The 280-nt window shown below is 33.9% G+C and carries 2 pseudogenes; both read right to left on the bottom strand.

The window, feature by feature from the left end:
• Positions 1-116: pseudogene (locus ACFIK8_RS11175) on the bottom strand (biotin--[acetyl-CoA-carboxylase] ligase); the annotation flags it as partial.
• Positions 116-280 (bottom strand): annotated as a pseudogene (locus tag ACFIK8_RS11170) (NADH-quinone oxidoreductase subunit N); the annotation flags it as partial. The pseudogenes ACFIK8_RS11175 and ACFIK8_RS11170, both read right to left, overlap by 1 nt.

Genomic DNA, 280 nt, shown 5'->3' with positions numbered 1-280 from the left:
TGGCCAGCATACGCTCTTCGCTGAGCAATAAGATTTGTTGAATCAACATTTTCGTAAGATTCAACAGCGTAACCCTGTTTTTGTGCAAAATCCGATAAGAGATAAACCATATTAATTAAAACAATGCAATAGCGGCTTTTTCTGCCAAGTCAGCAAACCAAATTCCAAAAAGCGTATAAAATAAAATAAATAATGCAGAAAGACAAAGACAAAACCGAAGCTCACTCGATAAAATAATAAAATGCGCTTTTGCATCATCAAACCACATAATTTTAATGAG

The sequence above is a fragment of the Bartonella sp. MR168JLCBS genome (assembly GCF_042194175.1).
This window is presented reverse-complemented; position numbering and strand designations above follow the sequence as displayed.